This window comes from Aquipseudomonas alcaligenes NBRC 14159 (assembly GCF_000467105.1).
GTDB classification, from domain to species: domain Bacteria; phylum Pseudomonadota; class Gammaproteobacteria; order Pseudomonadales; family Pseudomonadaceae; genus Aquipseudomonas; species Aquipseudomonas alcaligenes.
On the sequence record NZ_BATI01000028.1, the window covers coordinates 57440 to 74668 of the forward strand.

Here is a 17229-nt window from a genome sequence, read left to right on the forward strand (position 1 = left end):
TTCGTCGCCGCGCGCCGGGCCAGCGCCCGGCGTGGCGATCTCAGCGGCTCAGCTGGCGGACCTCGGCGCAGCTGTCGACTAGGCTGTAGCGCTGCGCGTCATCGCGCATCACCCGGCCCATGGCGATCTGCGGGTCGTGGGTGAACACCAGGCGGCCGTCGCGGGCCAGCAGGCTGTCGAGCAGGCGCTCCTTCTCTTCGATCAGGCCTTCGGGAAAGCGGTCGTAACCCATGGTCAGCGGCAGGTGCACCCAGGGTGCACCGGGCACCAGGTCGCCGGCGAACACCACCGGGCCTCCCGGCATGGCGACTTCCGGCAGCAGCTGCCCGGGGGTGTGGCCGTCGCTCCAGTGCAGCCGCCAGTCGCCGCCGAGCAGCGGCGACTGGCCCTGCTGGTCGAGCAGCTCCAGGCGGCCGCTGGCCTCCAGCAGATCGAGCAGTTCCGGGATGTACGAGGCCCGGTCGCGCGGATGCGGACTGCGCGCGCGCTGCCACTGGCGGCGCCCGACCAGGAAGCGGGCGTTGGGGAACAGCAGGCGCGGCGGCTGGCCCTCCTGCCACGCGGCGAGCAGGCCGCCGGCATGGTCGAAATGCAGGTGGGTGAGGATCACCAGGTCGATGTCGGCATCGCTCAGGCCTTCGGCCGCCAGGCTTTCGAGCAGCACATGGTGCGACTCCTGGACGCCGAAGCGGGCTTTCAGTTCGGGGCTGAAGAAGGCGCCGATACCGGTCTCGATGAGGATGTTGCGGTCGGGCTCGCGCACCAGCAGGGCGCGGCAGCCGAGATCGATGCGGTTGTGTTCGTCGGCCGGCATCCAGCGTTGCCAGAGGGCCTTGGGGGCGTTGCCGAACATGGCGCCGCCGTCGAGCTTCTGGCTGTTGCCGCGCAGGGTGGTCAGGGTTCGCATGAGGCGCTCCGGGGGAATAAAAAGGCGCGGCCGGCAGGCCGCGCAAGTCTCGCTCAATGGCTCAGAACTGTTCGGCGTCGTGACCGAACAGCGGCGCGCTGCCGCCGCGGATGCAGGCCTCCAGCCCCAGGCAGCGGGGCAGCAGGCGGCGGAAGAAGAACTCCGCGCTGGCCAGCTTGCCGGCGTGGAAGCGCTCGTCTTCGTGGCGGCGTGCCGCCGCGCAGTCGGCCATGCGTGCCCACATGTAGGCGTAGGCGGTGTAGCCGAACAGGTGCAGGTACTCCACCGACGCGGCGCCGATCTCGTTGGGGTTGCTGCGCGCCTGTTCCAGTAGCCAGCCACTGATCGCGCGCAGGCGCTGCACGGCGTCCTTCAGCTCGTCGGCATACAGGCCGCCGCGAGCGGCCCAGGCCTCCATCTCGGCGCAGAACGTCTGCAGGCTGGCGCCGCCGCCGGCCGCCACCTTGCGCCCGAGCAGGTCGAGGGCCTGGATGCCGTTGGTGCCTTCGTAGATCTGCGCGATGCGCACATCGCGCACCAGCTGTTCCTGGCCCCATTCGCGGATATAGCCGTGGCCGCCGAATACCTGCTGGCCGTGGATGCAGCTGTCCAGGCCGGTGTCGGTGAAGAAGGCCTTGGCCACCGGCGTGAGCAGCGCGACCAGCGCCTCGGCGCGGCTGCGCTCGTCGGCGTCGTCGGCGTACTTGGCCAGGTCGAGCTGCTGGCCGACGTAGCAGGCGAAGGCACGGCCGCCTTCGGTCATGGCCTTGATGGTCAGCAGCATGCGGCGCACATCCGGGTGCACGATGATCGGGTCGGCCGCCTTGTCGGTGGCCTGCGGGCCGCTCGGCGCGCGGCTCTGGATGCGCTCGCGGGCGTAGGTCACGGCGTTCTGGTAGCTGGCCTCGGCGCAGCCTATGCCCTGGATGCCGATGGACAGGCGCTCGTAGTTCATCATGGTGAACATGGCCGCCAGGCCCTTGTTGACCTCGCCGACCAGGTAGCCGGTGGCGCCGTCGAAGTTCATCACGCAGGTGGCCGAGGCCTTGATGCCCATCTTGTGTTCGATGGAGCCGCAGCTCACCGCGTTGCGCTCGCCGAGGCTGCCGTCGGCGTTGACCATGACCTTGGGCACCAGGAACAGCGAGATGCCTTTCGGGCCGGTCGGGGCGTCCGGCAGCTTGGCCAGGACCAGGTGGATGATGTTCTCGGTCAGGTCCTGCTCGCCGCCGGTGATGAAGATCTTGCTGCCGCTGATGCGGTAGCTGCCGTCGGCCTGGGCCTCGGCGCGGGTGCGGATCAGCCCCAGGTCGGTGCCGGCGTGGGCTTCGGTCAGGCACATGGCGCCGGCCCAGCGGCCCTCGTACATGGGCGGCAGGTAGAGGCTTTTCAGTGCTTCGCTGGCATGTGCGTCGATCGCCAGGCAGGCGCCGGAGCTCAGTGCGGAGTACAGCGCGAAGCTGGAACCGGCGGCATACAGCATCTCCTCGAAGGCCACCGCGAGCATCTTGGGCATGCCCATGCCGCCGTACTGCGGGTTGCCGGAAAGGCCGACCCAGCCGCCCTGGATATAGGTCGCATAGGCCTCCTTGAAGCCCTGCGGCGTGGTCACCGCGCCGCCCTGCCATTGCGCGCCTTCTTCATCGCCGCTGCGGTTGAGCGGGGCGATCAGCTGCCCGGTGACCTTGGCGGCTTCCTCCAGAATGGCGTCGGCGGTGTCGGCATCCACGCACTCGGCCAGCGCGGGCAGGCGAGACCAGAGCTGCGCGGCCTGGAAGACCTCGTGCAGGACGAAGCGCATGTCGCGCAGGGGGGCGTGGTAGTCGGGCATGGCAAACCTCTCGACGAAAGCGCCGGAGCGAGGCTCCGGCGGTGGGTGATAAAAAGGGACCGCCGCGAGGACGGTCCGTAGGGTCGGTGGACACCGAAATCACCACCGACAGCGTCAATCTCGGATCAGTGGCTGGACGCGGCGGCGGCGCCCAGGCCGGTCTGCGCCCGGACGAACTGGTCGTCGAAGGCGGCGCGCTCACGCTCGGCGCGGGCGCTGCGGTCCATCCTGGAGACCACGACGATGACCAGGAAGGCCAGCGGCATGGAGAACAGCGCCGGATGGTCGTAGGGGTAGATCGCCTCGGCATGGCCCAGCACCGCCACCCACACCGCCGGCGACAGGATCACCAGCACCAGGGCGCTGATCAGGCCGGCGCAGCCGCCGAGCAGGGCGCCGCGGGTGGTCAGGCCCTTCCAGTACATGGCCATGATCAGCACCGGGAAGTTGGTAGAGGCGGCGATGCCGAAGGTCAGGCCGACCAGGAAGGCCACGTTCTGCTGCTCGAACAGGATGCCCAGGCCGATGGCGACCAGGCCGAGGCCGACGGTGGCGATGCGGGTCACGCGCATTTCGTCGCGCTCGCTGGCGCGGCCCTTCTTCAGCACGGTGGCATACAGGTCATGGGAGATCGCCGAGGCGCCGGCCAGGGCCAGGCCCGCGACCACCGCGAGGATGGTGGCGAAGGCCACGGCCGAGAGGAAGCCGAGGAACAGGTTGCCGCCCACGGCCTTGGCCAGGTGCATGGCCACCATGTTGCCGCCGCCGATCAGCGCGCCGCCGAGCTGGCCGTCGACGAAGAACTGCGGGTCCTGACCGACGATGACGATGGCGGCGAAGCCCAGCACCATCACCACGAGGAAGAAGAAGCCGATGAAGCCGGTGGCGTAGAACACCGACTTGCGCGCTTCCTTGGCGTTGGGCACGGTGAAGAAGCGCATCAGGATGTGCGGCAGGCCGGCGATGCCGAAGACCAGGCCGAGCGACAGCGAGGCGGCGTTGATCGGGTCGGCCAGCATGGCGCCCGGGCCCATGATGGCGCTGCCGATGGCATGCGCATCGACGGCGCGCTGCGCCAGGTTCTCCAGGCTGAAACCGAACTCGGCCAGCGCCAGGCCGGCCAGGGTGGTGCCGCCGGCGAGTAGCAGCACGGCCTTGATGATCTGCACCCAGGTGGTGGCGATCATGCCGCCGAAGATCACGTAGACCAACATCAGCACGCCGACCACCATCACCGCGGTGCGGTAGTCGAGGCCGAACAGCAGCTTGATCAGCTGACCGGCGCCGACCATCTGCACCACCAGGTAGCAGCACACCACGGTCAGCGAGCCGAAGGCGGCGAAGGTGCGGATGCGGTTCTGGTCCAGGCGGTAGGAGACGATGTCGGCGAAGGTGAACTTGCCCAGGTTGCGCAGGCGCTCGGCCATCAGGAAGGTGATCACCGGCCAGCCCATGAAGAACGCCACGGTGTAGACGAAGCCGTCGTAGCCCTTGGCGAACACCAGGCTGGACAGGCCCAGCAAGGTGGCGGCGGACATGTAGTCGCCGGCAATCGCCAGGCCGTTCTGGAAGCCGCTGATGCCGCCGCCGGCGGTGTAGAAGTCGGCGGTCGACTTGGTCTGCCGGGCGGCCCACCAGGTGATCGCCAGGGTGGCCATGACGAAGACGAAGAACATGCCGATGGCGGTCATGTTCACCGGCTGGCGCTCCGCCACCAGCGGTGCGGCGAAGGACGCGCCCGGCAGCATCACGCCCAGTGCCAGGGCCCAGGTCAGTACCCAGTTCATCGACAGGCGGCTCATTTCAGCTCCTCCAGCAGGGCGCTGCTCAGGCGGTCGAAGTCGCGGTTGGCGGTGCGCACGTACCAGCCGGTGAGCAGCCAGGACACCAGGATAATGGCGCCAGCCACCGGAATGCCGACGCTCAGCTGCTGGCCATCGACCAGCGGGGCGTGCAGCCAGCGGGGGGCGAAGGCGACGATCAGCATGAACAGGTAGTAGCCGCCCAGCACGGCGGCGGTGAGGCTCCAGGCGAGGCGCGAGCGCCGCCGCACCAGCTCCTGGAAACGCGGGTTGCTGCGGATCTGCGCATAGCGCTGGGTATGCGGTGAGGTCTGGGTCATGTGAAGTTCCTTGTTGTTTTTGTGGAACCTGGGCAAAGCCTCCCCGTGCGACCGGCATGAGCCGGCCGCCGGAGCGGCGGTACGGAGTGGGGGGCGGGCTTACAGGGCCTTGGCCATGTCGCGCAGCACGTACTTCTGGATCTTGCCGGTGCTGGTCTTGGGCAGCTGGGTGAAGACCACGGTCCTGGGCACCTTGAAGCCGGCCAGGTGCTCGCGGCAGAAGGCGATGATGTCGGCCTGGGTCACGTTCTGGTGGTCGGCCTTGAGGGTGATGAAGGCGCAGGGCGTTTCACCCCACTTCTCGTCCGGACGGGCGACGACGGCCGCTTCCAGTACGCCGTGGTGGCGATAGAGCACCCCCTCGACCTCGATGGTGCTGATGTTCTCGCCACCGGAGATGATGATGTCCTTGAGGCGATCGCGGATTTCCACGTAGCCGTCCGGGTGGCACACGGCCAGGTCGCCGGTGTGGAACCAGCCGCCCTCGAAGGCCTCTTCGGTGGCGGTCGGGTTCTTCAGGTAGCCCTTCATCACGGTGTTGCCGCGCATGAAGATCTCGCCGATGGTCTCGCCATCGCGCGGCACCGGTTCCAGCGTCTTGGGATCGCCGACCATGACACCTTCCAGGGTCGGGTAGCGCACGCCCTGGCGGGCCTTGATCTGCGCCCGCTCATCCAGCGGCAGGGCGTCCCACTCGGCATGCCAGGCGCACAGGGTGACCGGGCCGTACACCTCGGTGAGGCCGTAGACATGGGTGACATGGATGCCCATTTCCTCGACCGCGCCAATCACCTTGGCGGGCGGCGCCGCGCCGGCCACCATGGCCTTGACCGGGTGATCGATGGCGGCCTTGGCTTCCGGCGGCATGTTGACCAGGGCGTTGAGCACGATCGGCGCGCCGCACAGATGGGTGACCTGCTCGTCGCGGATCAGGGTGAGGATCTTGGCCGGGTCGACCCGGCGCAGGAACACGTGCACGCCGGCCAGCGCGGTGATGGTCCAGGGGTAGCACCAGCCATTGCAGTGGAACATCGGCAGGGTCCACAGGTACACCGGGTGGTTGCCCATGTTCCAGGTCATCTGGTTGCCGAGGGCATTCAGGTAGGCGCCGCGGTGGTGGTAGACCACGCCCTTGGGATTGCCGGTGGTGCCGGAGGTGTAGTTGAGGCTGATGGCGTCCCATTCGTCGTGCGGCCACTGCCAGGCGAACTCCGGGTCACCCTCGGCCAGCAGCGCCTCGTAGTCGAGATCGCTGACCGGCTGGCCCTCGCCGTACTCGGGATCGTTGACGTCGATCACCAGCAGCGGGTGGCCGAGCATGCCGACGGCGGCGTGGATCACGTCATGGAATTCACGGTCGGCGATCAGCGCCTTGGCTTCGCCGTGCTGCAGCATGAAGGCGATGGCTTCGGCGTCCAGGCGCACATTGAGGGTGTTGAGCACGGCACCGATCATCGGCACGCCGAAGTGCGCCTCGAGCATCTCCGGGATGTTCGGCAGCATCACCGCCACCGTGTCGCCCTTCTTGATGCCGCGGCCGGCCAGGGCCGAGGCCAGGCGGCGGCAGCGCGCATAGGTCTGGGCCCAGTCGCGGCGTACGGCGCCGTGCACCACCGCCGGGTAGTGCGGGTACACCGCCGCCGTGCGCTCGATGAAGCTCAGCGGGCTGAGGGCGATGTGGTTGACCGGGGCAGGATTCAGGCCTTGCTCGTAGATCGACATGGCAAATGACACCTTTGGCGAATTGTTAGCTCTGGTATATCCGGTGTATCAGACAGGTACCGGTTTTATTCTGGATGCCATTTATAGTTTTTGCGCGTTCAGTATGGAATCAATACTATGGTTGTATAGGTTAATTACTATAAGGCTCTGGCCGTGACATCAGCCGCCCTGTCTGCCGATCTTTCCCTTCAGGGGTTGCTGCGCGCCGTGCGCGAGGCGGCGCCGCTGGCCGTGCGTGCCGACGCGCTGCGCAGCGCCCTGCTGGCCTGCCCGCAGGTGTGCCAGGTGTGGTACCTGAGCTGGCAGCCGAGCGCCCTGACCTATGCCCAGGAGGGAGGCGTGGCGCTGCCGCCCGGGCAGGGCGATCCGCTCGCCGCCAGCGACCAGGTGCTGTTCGAGCGCCTGCAGGATGAGCCGGTCATCGACTTCGCCGCGCTGCGCGGGCTGCCCTGCTGGCTGGCAGGCCGCCTGCGCCGCGCCGCCGTCCACCAGGGATGCGCGCTGGCGCTGGAGCTGATGGCCGGGCGGCCCGGCCTGCTGCTGGTCGAGGTGCGGCAAGCGGCCGACCAGCACTGGCTGGCCTGGTTGCGCGAGCTGCTGGTGCAGGTTCTGGGTCTGGCCACGGGCATGACGCGCAGCTCCCCGCTGCTCGGCGGGGACCCGCAGCCGGCGCTGTTGCTGGATGCCGAGGCGCGCGCGCTGGACATGAATGGCGCCTTCCGCGCGCTGCTCGGCGAGCGGGGCGCCGCTGCACTGGAGGCGCTGCTGCCGGTCAACCGGCAACAACTGGTGCGGGCATGTCTGACGCAAGGGCGGGCGGTCGAGGGCGTCGAGGCGCAGGACGGCGAACGCATTCTGATCTGGTGCTTCATCCCCGATGTGGTCGAGCAGCGCGTGCTGGCACGCTGCCGCGACGCTTCGCACGAGGTACGCGAGGCGCGCGAAGCGGCGCGTGCCGGCAGGCTGTACCGGCTGATCACCGAGAACACCACCGACCTGATTTCCCGGCATACCCCCGAGGGGGTGTTCCTCGATGCCTCGCCGGCCAGCTGGACGCTGCTCGGCTACTGGCCGGAACAGCTGCGTGGGCGTGGCGTGCAGGCCCTGCTGCATCCGCAGGACCGCAAGCAGCTGATGCCGCGGGCCGGCGAAGCCCTGGCGCAGGATGGCTACCACACCATGACCTACCGCATCCGCCATCGTGACGGCCACTGGCTGTGGTTCGAGACCGCCAGCCGGGCGATTCGCGAGACCTACACCGGCACGGTGGTCGAAGTGGTCAGCGTCTCGCGCGATATCACCGCCCGGGTGCAGGCCGAGGAAAACCGCCGGCGCCTGGCCGAGGTGGTGGAAGCCAACACTGACCTGGTGCTGTTCAGCGATGCCGACGGCCGCCTCAGCTACCTCAATCCGGCCGCCCGCAAGGCGCTCGGCCTGACCGGCGCTGCGCCGCTGCCCGAGTTCGCCGAGCTGCTGGCTGCCGCCGACCTGGCGCGCCTGCAGGGTGAGGGACGCGACACCGCCGAGCGCTCCGGGGTGTGGAGCGGCGAGCTGCGCCTGCTGCGCCAGGGAGCCGCGCCGCTGCCGGTATCGCTGGTGCTGCTGGCCCATCGCGCTGCCGGCGGCGAGCGCTACTACTCGATGGTGGCGCGTGACATGAGCGAGCGCGAACTGCGCGAGGCGCAGCAGCGGCGGCACCAGGACGAGCTGGCGCACACCGCGCGCCTGGTGACCCTGGGCGAGCTGGCGTCCGGCATCGCCCACGAAATCAACCAGCCGCTGGCGGCGGTGGTCAATTACGCCGGTGCCAGCCAGCGCTACCTGCAGAGCCTCGGCAGCAACCCGCAGGCGGCCGAACGCATCGCCCAGGGCCTGGCGCGCATCACCGAGCATGCCAACCATGCGGCGCAGGTGATCAAGCGTCTGCGCGGCTTCCTGCGCAAGGGCCAGCGGCGCATGCAGGCGCTGCAGCCCGAAGAGGTGGCGCGCGAGGCGGTGCGCCTGTGCCAGTGGGAAGCCGGCAGCCGCCAGGTGAGCATCGACGAAGATTTCGCCGCCGGCCTGCCGGTGGTCTACGCCGACCGCGTGCTGCTCGAGCAGGTGCTGCTGAACCTGTTGCGCAACGCCATGGACGCCAACGGCGAGGCGCATCCGGGGCAACCCTCGCGGATCGAGCTGAGCGCCGTCGAGGAGGGCGGCCTGCTGTGCCTGCGGGTGACCGATCAGGGCCCTGGGGTCAGTGTCGACGCGCTGGAACACATCTTCACCCCCTTCTACACCAGCAAGGCGGAAGGGCTGGGGCTGGGCCTGTCGATGAGCCGCAGCATCATCGAGGGCTTCGGCGGCGCCCTGGAAGCGCGGCCGGCTGCCGGCGGCGGCCTGGTCCTGGAATGCCGCCTGCCGCTGGGGCGTACAGAACAACAACAAGAGGAGCTTGAATGAGCGTTCAGGAGCAAGTGGTGTATGTGGTCGACGACGACCAGGGCATGCTCGATTCCACCGTCTGGCTGCTCGAGTCGGTCGGCCTCAAGGCGCTGCCGTTCACCAGCGGGCGCGCCTTTCTCGAGGCCTGCGACCGGCAGCGCAACGCCTGTGTGCTGCTCGATGTGCGCATGCCCGGCATGGGTGGGCTGAATGTGCAGGAAGAGCTGCGCCGGCGCGGTATCGACCTGCCGCTGATCTTCGTCAGCGGACATGCCGATGTGCCCATCGTGGTGCGCGCCTTTCGTGCCGGCGCGGTGGATTTCATCGAGAAGCCCTACAACGAGCAGCTGCTGCTCGACAGCGTGCAGCAGGCGCTGGCCAGCCGCGTACAGCCACCGCCGGCGGAAGCGGGACGGCTGGCCGAGGTGCGGGCGTGCCTGGACCAGCTCACCCCGCGCGAGCGCGATGTGCTGCTGCCGTTGGTGCGTGGCCATACCAACCGGGAGATCGCCGAGCAGCTCGCCATCAGCGTGAAGACCGTCGATCTGTACCGCTCGCGGGTGATGAAGCGCATGCAGGCGCAAACCCTGCCCGAGCTGGTGGGGATGGCCATCGCGGCCGGGCTGGTCGACCCGCTGGCGCTGCGTGGCTAGTCGGCCCAGCCGTGCCAGACCCAGGTCAGCGGGCGCGGTCCCTGCAGGTAGCGGCTGTGGACTTCCCTGAGGCGGAACCCGCCGGCCTTGAGCAGCGCCGGGATGTCGCGGTTGAGGTGACAGCCGCCGGCCAGTGGCCGCCACAGCGGTGTGAGGCGGTCCTGCCAGACGCGGACCTTGAGGTCCGGCGCGCGGCCATGTTCACCGAACAGGAACTGGCCACCGGGCTTGAGTACCCGTCGCATCTCCTGCAGCGCGGCCAGTGGATCGGGGATGGTGCACAGGGTGAAGGTGCAGACGATGCTGTCGAAGCTGGCGTCGGCGGCCTGGATCTGCCCCAGCTCCAGGGCGATCATCTCCACCGGGATGCCGATGGCGGCGGCACGCTGGCGCGCCAGGCCTTGCATCTGTGCGGCCGGGTCGACGCCGACGATGGTGCTGACCTTGTCCGCATCGTAGAAGCTCAGGTTGAGCCCGGTGCCGATGCCGATCTCCAGCACCCGGCCACTGGCCTGCGGCACTATCTGGGCGCGGGTCTTCATCACCTGGCCCATGCCGCAGGCGAAGTCGATCAGGTGCGGCAGGATCTTCTCGTCGTAGAACTTCATCAGCGCCCCAGGCGGCGCAGTTCATCAGACTCGACGATCCGCGTGCCCTCGCCCTCTTCCAGCGCCAGGCGCCACAGCGCGCGGGCCAGCACGGCGGCCTCGATGCCGCGGTACTTGCCGGGGATCCAGCGCATCAGCGGTGCGGCCAGGCGCTCGCCGAGACGGAACTCGCGGCGCGGGCCGAGCAGCAGCGACGGGCGCACGATGGTCAGTTGCGGCCAGCCCATCGCCTGCAGGGCTTCCTCGGTCTCGCCCTTGACCCGGTTGTAGAACACCGACGAGCGCGGGTCGGCGCCCAGGGCGCTGATCACCAGCAGGTGGCGGGTGCCCAGCTCGCGGGCGCGGCGGGCGAAGGCCAGGACCAGTTCCTGGTCGACGGCGCGGAACGCCTCCTGCGAGCCGGCCTGGCGAATGGTGGTGCCCAGGCAGCAGAAGGCCGCGTCGATCCTGCCGTCGAGTTGCGGCAGCAGGTCACGCAGCTGGCCGACTGGGTTGTCCAGATGGGCATGCTCGGCCAGCGGGCTGCGGCTGGGGGCCAGCACGCGGCTGATGGTCGGCTCGCTGAGCAGGCGGTCGAGCAGGTGTTCGCCGGTCAGGCCAGTGGCTCCGGCGAGCAGTATGTGCTGGGGCGTCAGGTACATGCTGTTCCTCCGCTGTTCAGTATCAGGTTAGAGCGAATTGGCAGAAGCGGGCTAAAACTGATCGCCATTTATTGCGCTTTCGTCGCCGCGCTCAGCGCTTCTTCCGCCTGCTGCCGACGCAGCTTCTTCCAGTGTTCGAGCACCGGCCTGGGGGCCCACAGCTGCGGCTCCGAAGGTTCGAAGTCGTCAGCCTGCTCGCGCTCGGCGACCCGGGTCTTGGCCAGCTCGAAGGCGCGTGCGAGGTCGTCGGTCTCGTTGAGCGCCTCGGCGAACAGGGCGCGGCCGAAGTAGGTGAAGTCGTTCTCCTCGGAACAGCCGAAGGACACCCGGTCGGCCCGCGCGGCGGTCATCACCAGGGTCTTGTCATCCTTCAGCGGCGGGATGAAGCCGCCGGAGTAGCAGGCGGAAATCACCACCACCCTGTAGCGGTCGCGCAGGGGCTGCAGCAACGCCGCCAGTTCGCCGGCCGGCAGGTCGGCCAGCTGCAGCCGCGGCTGGTCGATGCTCAGCTCGTGGTCGTGCGAGCCGTGGCTGGTCAGGTAGAGGAACACCAGGTCCTCCGGGCCGCTGCGCTCGGCCAGCGTCTGTACGGCGCGGGTCAGGCTCTCGCGGGTAGCCAGCGGGCGATCGGCCAGGTGATCGCGATGGTTGCTCAGGGTCACGTTGCCGCGGGCGCCGAAGCGCTCGCGCAGCAGCTTGCTGACGTAGTCGGCCTCGCGCAGGAACACGCTCTGCTTGCCGTCACCGGCCAGGGTCAGGCTGTACAGCTCGACGGCCGGGGTGGAAGCGGGCAGGGCATCCAGCGCCTGTTGCAACAGTTGACCCTGTTGCAGCAGGCCGAGTTCCAGCGGGTCCGGTCGGGCTGCGCCGTCGGCCTGGCGGATCAGCTCGCCGCCGCGCCAGGTGCCCGCGGTGCGACTACCGTCCAGCGCGGTCAGCTCGCCCGCGCCGGCGTACTGGCCGTTGGCGAACTGGCCCTGGTAGACGCTGCCGTCGGCCAGGCTCAGCTTGCCCTTGCCGTGGAACTGCCAGTGGCGGAACTCGCCTTCGTAATGGCGGCCGTCGGCGCCGCGGAATTCACCCTTGCCGGTCAGCCCGCCGTTCTCGAAGCGCCCGCTCCAGACTTCGCCTTCGCCGTTCTGGTAGCGGCCCTTGCCATGGAACAGGTCGTTGCGGAAGCCGCCGCTGTAGCGCTCGCCGTCCTCACCCTGGTAGCTGCCTTCGCCTTGCAGCATGCCGTTCTTGAAGGTGCCGCTGAACTGGCCCTCGGCGTTCTTGCGCACGCCCTCGCCCTGCGGCTCGCCACGCACGAAGCGGCCCTGGTAGCGGCTGCCATCCGGCCATTCCAGCGTGCCGAGGCCGTGGTAGCGGTCATCGCGGAACTCGCCGCGATAGCTGACGCCACCCTGCTGCAGATGGCCCTCGCCATGCATCCTGCCCTGCTTGAAGCCACCCTGGTAACGGGTGCCGTCGGCATAGACCAGCTCGCCCTGGCCATGGAACAGGCCGAGGTGGAACTGGCCGGTGTAGCGTTCGCCACCGGCGCCCCGCCAGGTGCCGGGTCCCTCGAACAGGCCATCCTTGAACTGGCCCTGGTAGTAGGCGCCGTTGGCGTAGTCGAGGCGCCCTTCGCCCTGCAGGCGGCCGTCCACCACCTCGCCGCGGTAGCGGCCACCATCGGGCAGTACGGCGTCGGCTGGCAGCAGGGGTTCGCCATCGCCGCACGCGGCCAGCAGCAGGGCGAGGGTGAGTGGGGCGAAGTGGCGGAGCATGGCGAATATCCAGTCTGGGTTCGCGTCGAGTATGCCAGCGGCATAATGCAAACGGGGCGCCTGAGCGCCCCGTTTCTGCGATGTCGGTCAGATCAGACGAAGCACAGCGACAGCGACTCGGCGATGTAGGCCGGTTTGTCCTGGCCTTCGATCTCCAGGGTGGCTTCGATCTTGATCAGCCACTGGCCCGGACGCTTCTCGGTGATGTCCAGCACCTTGGCGGCCAGGCGCACGCGCGAGTCCACCTTGACCGGCTGGATGAAGCGCACGCTGTCGAGGCCGTAGTTGACGGCCATCTTCATGCCTTCCGGGGCGAGCATGAGCTTTTCCAGCAGCACCGGGATCAGCGACAGGCTGAGGAAGCCGTGGGCGATGGTGCTGCCGAAGGGGGTGTGCTTGGCCTTGACCGGGTCGACGTGGATGAACTGGTGATCACCGGTACATTCGGCGAACTGGTTGATGCGTTGCTGATCGATGGTCAGCCATTCGGAACGTCCGAGTTCCTTGCCTACATAGTCTTGCAGTTGTGCAACGGGTACGAGCGGCATAGATCCTCCTTGAGGATGCGAGGTCAGTTGTTGTTTTTGATGAACCAGGCTGGCCCTAGAACAGCATGGGGCGGCGGGGCGGGTCAAGCCGAAAGTCGAGGTTTATGGAGCACCCTCAGGCGTGTCTATAATGGGCGTCTTTGTTCAGCCGGAGTCTTTCGCATGCTGCTTCGCGGCCTGACCTGGCTGGTGCTGTTCCAGTTGCTCGGCACCGCCCTCAACGCCCTGTTCCTGACCCTGCTGCCGGGGCCGATCATCGGCATGCTGCTGCTGTTCGTGTTCCTCCTGCTGCGTGGCGAGGTGGGCGAACCGATCACCGAGGCTGCCTCTGGCCTGCTGCGCTACCTGCCGCTGCTGCTGGTGCCGCCGGCGGTAGGGGTGATGGTCTATGCCGAGCAGATCGCCGCCGACTTCTGGGCCCTGGCCGGTGCGCTGGGGCTGTCGCTGCTGATGTCGCTGCTGTTCGCCGGCTGGCTGATGCAGAAGCTGATCGACCGCCAGGCGCGCCGGGAGAAACGGCCATGAGCCTGGACTGGCACGCCGCGCTGCAGGCGGTCCTGCACCATCCGCTGTTCGGCGTCGGCATCACCCTGGCGGTGTATCAAGGCGCGCTGGCGGCTTATGAGCGCACGCGCTGGATGTTCCTGCAGCCGGTGCTGGTGTCCATGGCGGTGCTGATCGGCATCCTGCTGCTGGCCGGGTTGAGTTATCAGGAGTACCGCGAGAGCACCTTCCTGCTCAGCGTGCTGCTCGGGCCGACCACCGTGGCGTTGGCCGTGCCGCTGTTCCTCAACCTCAAGCGCATTCGCCAGCTGTTCTGGCCGACCCTGATCACCCTGCTGGTGGCCGGCCTGCTCGCCACCGTGCTGGGCGTGGCGCTGGCCTGGGCCTTCGGCGCCGAGCGCATGATGCTGATGACGCTGGCGCCGAAGTCGGTGACCTCGCCCATCGCCATGCTGGTGGCCGAGCAGATCGGCGGCGTGGCGGCGCTGGCGGCGGTGTTCGTGCTGATCACCGGCGTGCTCGGTGCCATGTGCGGGCCCGAGCTGCTGCGCCGCATCGGTGTGCACCATCCGGCGGCGCAGGGCATGGCGCTGGGCATCACCGCGCATGCGGTGGGCACCGCCCGCGCGTTGCAGGAGAGCGAGGAGAGCGGTGCCTTCGCGGCCCTGGCCATGAGCCTGATGGGCATGCTGACGGCCGTGTTGTTGCCGCTGGTGATTGCGCTGGTCGCCTGAGGAGCCTTCGATGAGCTACCCGCTGTTTCCCCTCAATACCGTGCTGTTTCCCGGCTGCATCCTCGATCTGCAGATCTTCGAGGCGCGCTACCTGGACATGGTCAGTGCCTGCATGCGCCGTGGCGAGGGTTTCGGCGTGGTGGCCCTGCTCGAAGGGCGCGAGGTCGGCGAGGCGGCGCGGCGGTTCTCGACCCTGGGCTGCGAGGCGCTGATTCGCGACTTCCAGCAGCGCCCCAATGGTCTGCTCGGTATTCGCGTCGAGGGCGGGCGGCGTTTGCGTGTGGGCGAGGTTAGCGTACAGGCGGACCAGCTGACCCTGGCCGAGGTGAGCTGGCTGGACGAGGCCGAGGATGCGCCGCTGCTGGCCGAGCACGCCGACCTGGCCGCCCTGCTGAGCGCGCTGGCCGAGCACCCACTGGTGGCCGGCCTGGGCATGGGCGGCGTGGTCGCAGGGCAGCAGGCGCTGGCCAATCAGTTGGCCTACCTGCTGCCATTCTCCATCGAGCAGAAGCTGCAATTGCTGCAGCTGGACGCTCCGCTGCAGCGGCTCGAGCTGATCCAGTACCTGCTGGATCGGATGCAGGGCGAGATGACGGCCTGAGGCGGTTGCCCGCCGTCATTGCACTCAATAGCGATACTGCTGGATCGCTTCCGGCAGCGCCCAGGCGCTGACGCCGCCGAGCAGGGCCAGGGTGGCGGGCAGGACCAGCCACCATACGCGTGCGCCGAGGGCCTGCATCGGCTCGCGGCGTTGCAGCCAGGCCAGGCAGGCGGCGCAGACGCTGCCGGCCAGCAGGGCGCCGGCGAGGATGTCGGTGGGCCAGTGCACGCCCAGGTAAACCCGCGACACGGCGATGCTCAGTGCCGGCAGGCTGGCCAGCAGCAGCCAGGTCAGGCGTGTGCGCGCGGCGGCGCCGCGGCCGGCCAGTACACCCAGCGCGAGGAAGAAGGCGAAGGCCGCCGAGCTGTGGCCGCTGGGCAGGCTGAAGCTTTCCAGGGGCTGCTGCAGCACATCCGGGCGGGCGCGGGCGAACAGGTGCTTGAGGCCGCTGGTGGCCAGCGCGGTGAACAGCATGCAGCTGGCGACGAACACGGCGGCCTGCAGGCGTCGGGCGAAGAGCAGCAGGAGGGTTACCAGCACCCCGGCGAACAGTTGTGTCTTGAAGTCGCCCAGCCCGGTGATCAGCAGGGCCAGGCTGTCCATGCTGGCGCTACGGTGCTCCTGCACCAGGGCAATCAGCCCTTCATCCAGGGCGCTCAGATGGGGCACGCCGAGCAGCAAGGCCAGCAGCAGGCTGCCGCTGATGCCGGCCGCGACGGCGGTGGCCCAGCGCTGCTCGCGCAGGCTGCTGTGGATCACCACCAGCAACATCAGGGCGATGGCGGCGGCGACCATGCCGGCGGCACTCCAGAAGCCTTCCGGCAGCGGCAGGCGCAGGGCGGCGCCGGTCGCCCAGCCCGGCAGCATGTAGGCCACCGCCCAGCCCGCAGCGGCCAGCATGCTGACCAGCACGAAGCGCACGAAAGGCATGTCGAGCATGCCGGCTACCAGCGGCAGCATCGGGCGCAGCGGGCCGATGTAGCGGCCCACCAGCAGGCTGACCACGCCGTAGCGCTGGAAGTAGGTCTCGGCGCCAGCCAGCCACTCGGGGTGGTCGCGCAGCACCGGCAGGCGGCGGATGCCCTGGTGGAAGCGGCGGCCGATGCCGTAGGAAATGGCATCACCGAGCAGGCCGCCGGTATAGGCCAGCAGCAGCGTTTCGCCCAGGCTCAGGGCGCCGCTGCCGGCCATCACGCCGAGGGCGAACAGCAGTACGGTGCCGGGGATCAGGATGCCGGCGACCGCCAGGCATTCCAGGCAGGCGGCCAGGAAGATGGCCAGGCCCAGCCACTCCGGGTTGGCCTCCAGCCAGTGCGACAGGGTTGCGTACCATTCGCTCATGGTCACTCCTCGGGGTTCAGCAGAAAGTAGTCACGGCCTTCGACCTGGCCGCGGCGCAACGGGTTGCGCGTGCAGTGGCGGGCGTGAGTGGCGTCGACGAAACGGTAGGGCAGGTGTTCGTCGCGGCCGCCCGGAATGCCCAGGCGGGTGGTCTGGATGATCTGCGCCGGGCGTTCGCCAACGTCGTCGACGAACAGGCGCGCGGGGTCGAAGCGCTGCGCATCCCAGTCCGGCACCTTGAGGCCCAGCGCCCTGCACAGCAGGGTCTGCCCGGCGCATAAACGCTCCGGCGGGCGGCGCTCACCGCTGGCCGCGGGGTTGTTGCCCTGCATGCGTTGCAGGGCGTCCGGCGCGCAGTGCTGATCCAGCCAGGGCAGGGCGGACTTGATCAGCACCGCGTTGCCTGGGCCCTGGGCGCTGAAGTTCAGCGAGTCGCCGCCACGCGCGTAGTACATGTAGATGTGGCCGCCATCGAGGAACAGGGCGCGACGCTTCTCGGTGTAGCCGAGCGAGGCATGGCTGCCCTTTTCCGCCAGGTAATAGGCCTCGGTCTCGATGATTCGTGCGGCCAGCCAGTGCCCCTGGTGACGGTGACGGATGATCTTGCCCAGCAGCGCGCGGGCGAGCACCTGGGCGTCGCGGTCGAAGAAGCTGTCGGGCAATGGGCGTGGCGTGGCGATCATCGGTCAGGGAGCTGGTGAAAGTGGCGCGATCTTAACAATGCCTCGGCGTCGTGGCGGTGAATCTTGTTCCGCGATGTTGCACGGAGGTGACCATCCGCCCGGCAGTGCTGGGCTTGACGGGGTGTGCCCGCTATAATC

At 68.7% G+C, this 17229-nt stretch carries 16 protein-coding genes; 5 read left to right on the forward strand and 11 right to left on the reverse strand.

Translation table 11 applies throughout. The features are described from left to right. Nucleotides 1–40: 40 nt before the first annotated feature. The 5 genes from PA6_RS15200 to PA6_RS15220 all read right to left on the reverse strand — a co-directional run bounded on the left by PA6_RS15200 (nt 41) and on the right by PA6_RS15220 (nt 6582). Nucleotides 41–907: an MBL fold metallo-hydrolase gene (locus PA6_RS15200; protein ID WP_021701823.1), complete on the reverse strand. Its 867-nt coding sequence runs from the start codon at nt 905–907 to the stop codon at nt 41–43. Nucleotides 908–968: 61 nt separating this feature from the next. After that, complete coding sequence (locus PA6_RS15205; RefSeq protein WP_021701824.1) at nt 969–2738, reverse strand: acyl-CoA dehydrogenase C-terminal domain-containing protein; 1770 nt, start codon at nt 2736–2738, stop codon at nt 969–971. Nucleotides 2739–2863: 125 nt separating this feature from the next. Next, complete coding sequence (locus PA6_RS15210; protein ID WP_043216779.1) at nt 2864–4525, reverse strand: cation acetate symporter; 1662 nt, start codon at nt 4523–4525, stop codon at nt 2864–2866. An 11-nt stretch (nt 4526–4536) separates the two neighbouring features. Next, on the reverse strand, nt 4537–4860 hold the full coding sequence (locus PA6_RS15215) for a DUF485 domain-containing protein (protein ID WP_021701826.1): 324 nt from the start codon (nt 4858–4860) through the stop codon (nt 4537–4539). A gap of 99 nt (nt 4861–4959) precedes the next feature. Further along, nucleotides 4960–6582 (reverse strand): acyl-CoA synthetase, encoded by a 1623-nt coding sequence (locus PA6_RS15220; RefSeq protein WP_021701827.1) that lies wholly within the window; start codon nt 6580–6582, stop codon nt 4960–4962. A 153-nt stretch (nt 6583–6735) separates the two neighbouring features. Between PA6_RS15220 and PA6_RS15225 the strand changes: the two genes are divergently transcribed. After that, nucleotides 6736–9024, forward strand: a complete 2289-nt coding sequence (locus tag PA6_RS15225; RefSeq protein WP_021701828.1) for a PAS domain-containing sensor histidine kinase — start codon at nt 6736–6738, stop codon at nt 9022–9024. After that, nucleotides 9021–9659 carry a response regulator transcription factor gene (locus tag PA6_RS15230; protein ID WP_021701829.1) on the forward strand — a complete coding sequence of 213 codons (639 nt, stop codon included), beginning with the start codon at nt 9021–9023 and terminating at the stop codon, nt 9657–9659. The genes PA6_RS15225 and PA6_RS15230 overlap by 4 nt, the downstream gene beginning before the upstream one ends. Here the strand turns inward: PA6_RS15230 and PA6_RS15235 are convergent. The 4 genes from PA6_RS15235 to PA6_RS15250 form a co-directional block, all read right to left on the reverse strand. Continuing rightward, on the reverse strand, nt 9656–10267 hold the full coding sequence (locus PA6_RS15235; RefSeq protein ID WP_021701830.1) for a class I SAM-dependent methyltransferase: 612 nt from the start codon (nt 10265–10267) through the stop codon (nt 9656–9658). The two genes, PA6_RS15230 and PA6_RS15235, sit on opposite strands and share 4 nt — an antisense overlap. After that, nucleotides 10267–10908: an oxidoreductase gene (locus PA6_RS15240; protein WP_021701831.1), complete on the reverse strand. Its 642-nt coding sequence runs from the start codon at nt 10906–10908 to the stop codon at nt 10267–10269. The genes PA6_RS15235 and PA6_RS15240 overlap by 1 nt, the downstream gene beginning before the upstream one ends. 68 nt (nt 10909–10976) lie before the next feature. After that, on the reverse strand, nt 10977–12680 hold the full coding sequence (locus tag PA6_RS15245; RefSeq protein WP_021701832.1) for a C13 family peptidase: 1704 nt from the start codon (nt 12678–12680) through the stop codon (nt 10977–10979). 92 nt (nt 12681–12772) lie between these two features. Continuing rightward, nucleotides 12773–13228 carry a MaoC family dehydratase gene (locus tag PA6_RS15250; RefSeq protein WP_021701833.1) on the reverse strand — a complete coding sequence of 152 codons (456 nt, stop codon included), beginning with the start codon at nt 13226–13228 and terminating at the stop codon, nt 12773–12775. A 162-nt stretch (nt 13229–13390) separates the two neighbouring features. Between PA6_RS15250 and PA6_RS15255 the strand changes: the two genes are divergently transcribed. Genes PA6_RS15255 through PA6_RS15265 form a run of 3 tightly spaced genes read left to right on the forward strand, consistent with a single transcriptional unit; the run spans nt 13391 to nt 15067 of the window. Beyond that, nucleotides 13391–13753, forward strand: a complete 363-nt coding sequence (locus tag PA6_RS15255; protein ID WP_021701834.1) for a CidA/LrgA family protein — start codon at nt 13391–13393, stop codon at nt 13751–13753. A gap of 2 nt (nt 13754–13755) precedes the next feature. Further along, nucleotides 13756–14466, forward strand: coding sequence for an LrgB family protein (locus PA6_RS15260; protein ID WP_115288018.1), 711 nt, complete (start codon nt 13756–13758; stop codon nt 14464–14466). Between the two features lie 10 nt (nt 14467–14476). Next, the gene (locus PA6_RS15265) at nt 14477–15067 is read left to right on the forward strand and encodes an LON peptidase substrate-binding domain-containing protein (RefSeq protein ID WP_021701836.1); all 591 of its coding nucleotides are present in this window, start codon (nt 14477–14479) and stop codon (nt 15065–15067) included. A gap of 24 nt (nt 15068–15091) precedes the next feature. Here PA6_RS15265 and PA6_RS15270 read toward each other — a convergent pair whose 3' ends face one another. Next, the gene (locus PA6_RS15270) at nt 15092–16408 is read right to left on the reverse strand and encodes a bifunctional DedA family/phosphatase PAP2 family protein (protein WP_021701837.1); all 1317 of its coding nucleotides are present in this window, start codon (nt 16406–16408) and stop codon (nt 15092–15094) included. A gap of 2 nt (nt 16409–16410) precedes the next feature. Continuing rightward, on the reverse strand, nt 16411–17091 hold the full coding sequence (locus tag PA6_RS15275; protein ID WP_021701838.1) for a DNA-3-methyladenine glycosylase: 681 nt from the start codon (nt 17089–17091) through the stop codon (nt 16411–16413). Between the last annotated feature and the right edge of the window lie 138 nt (nt 17092–17229).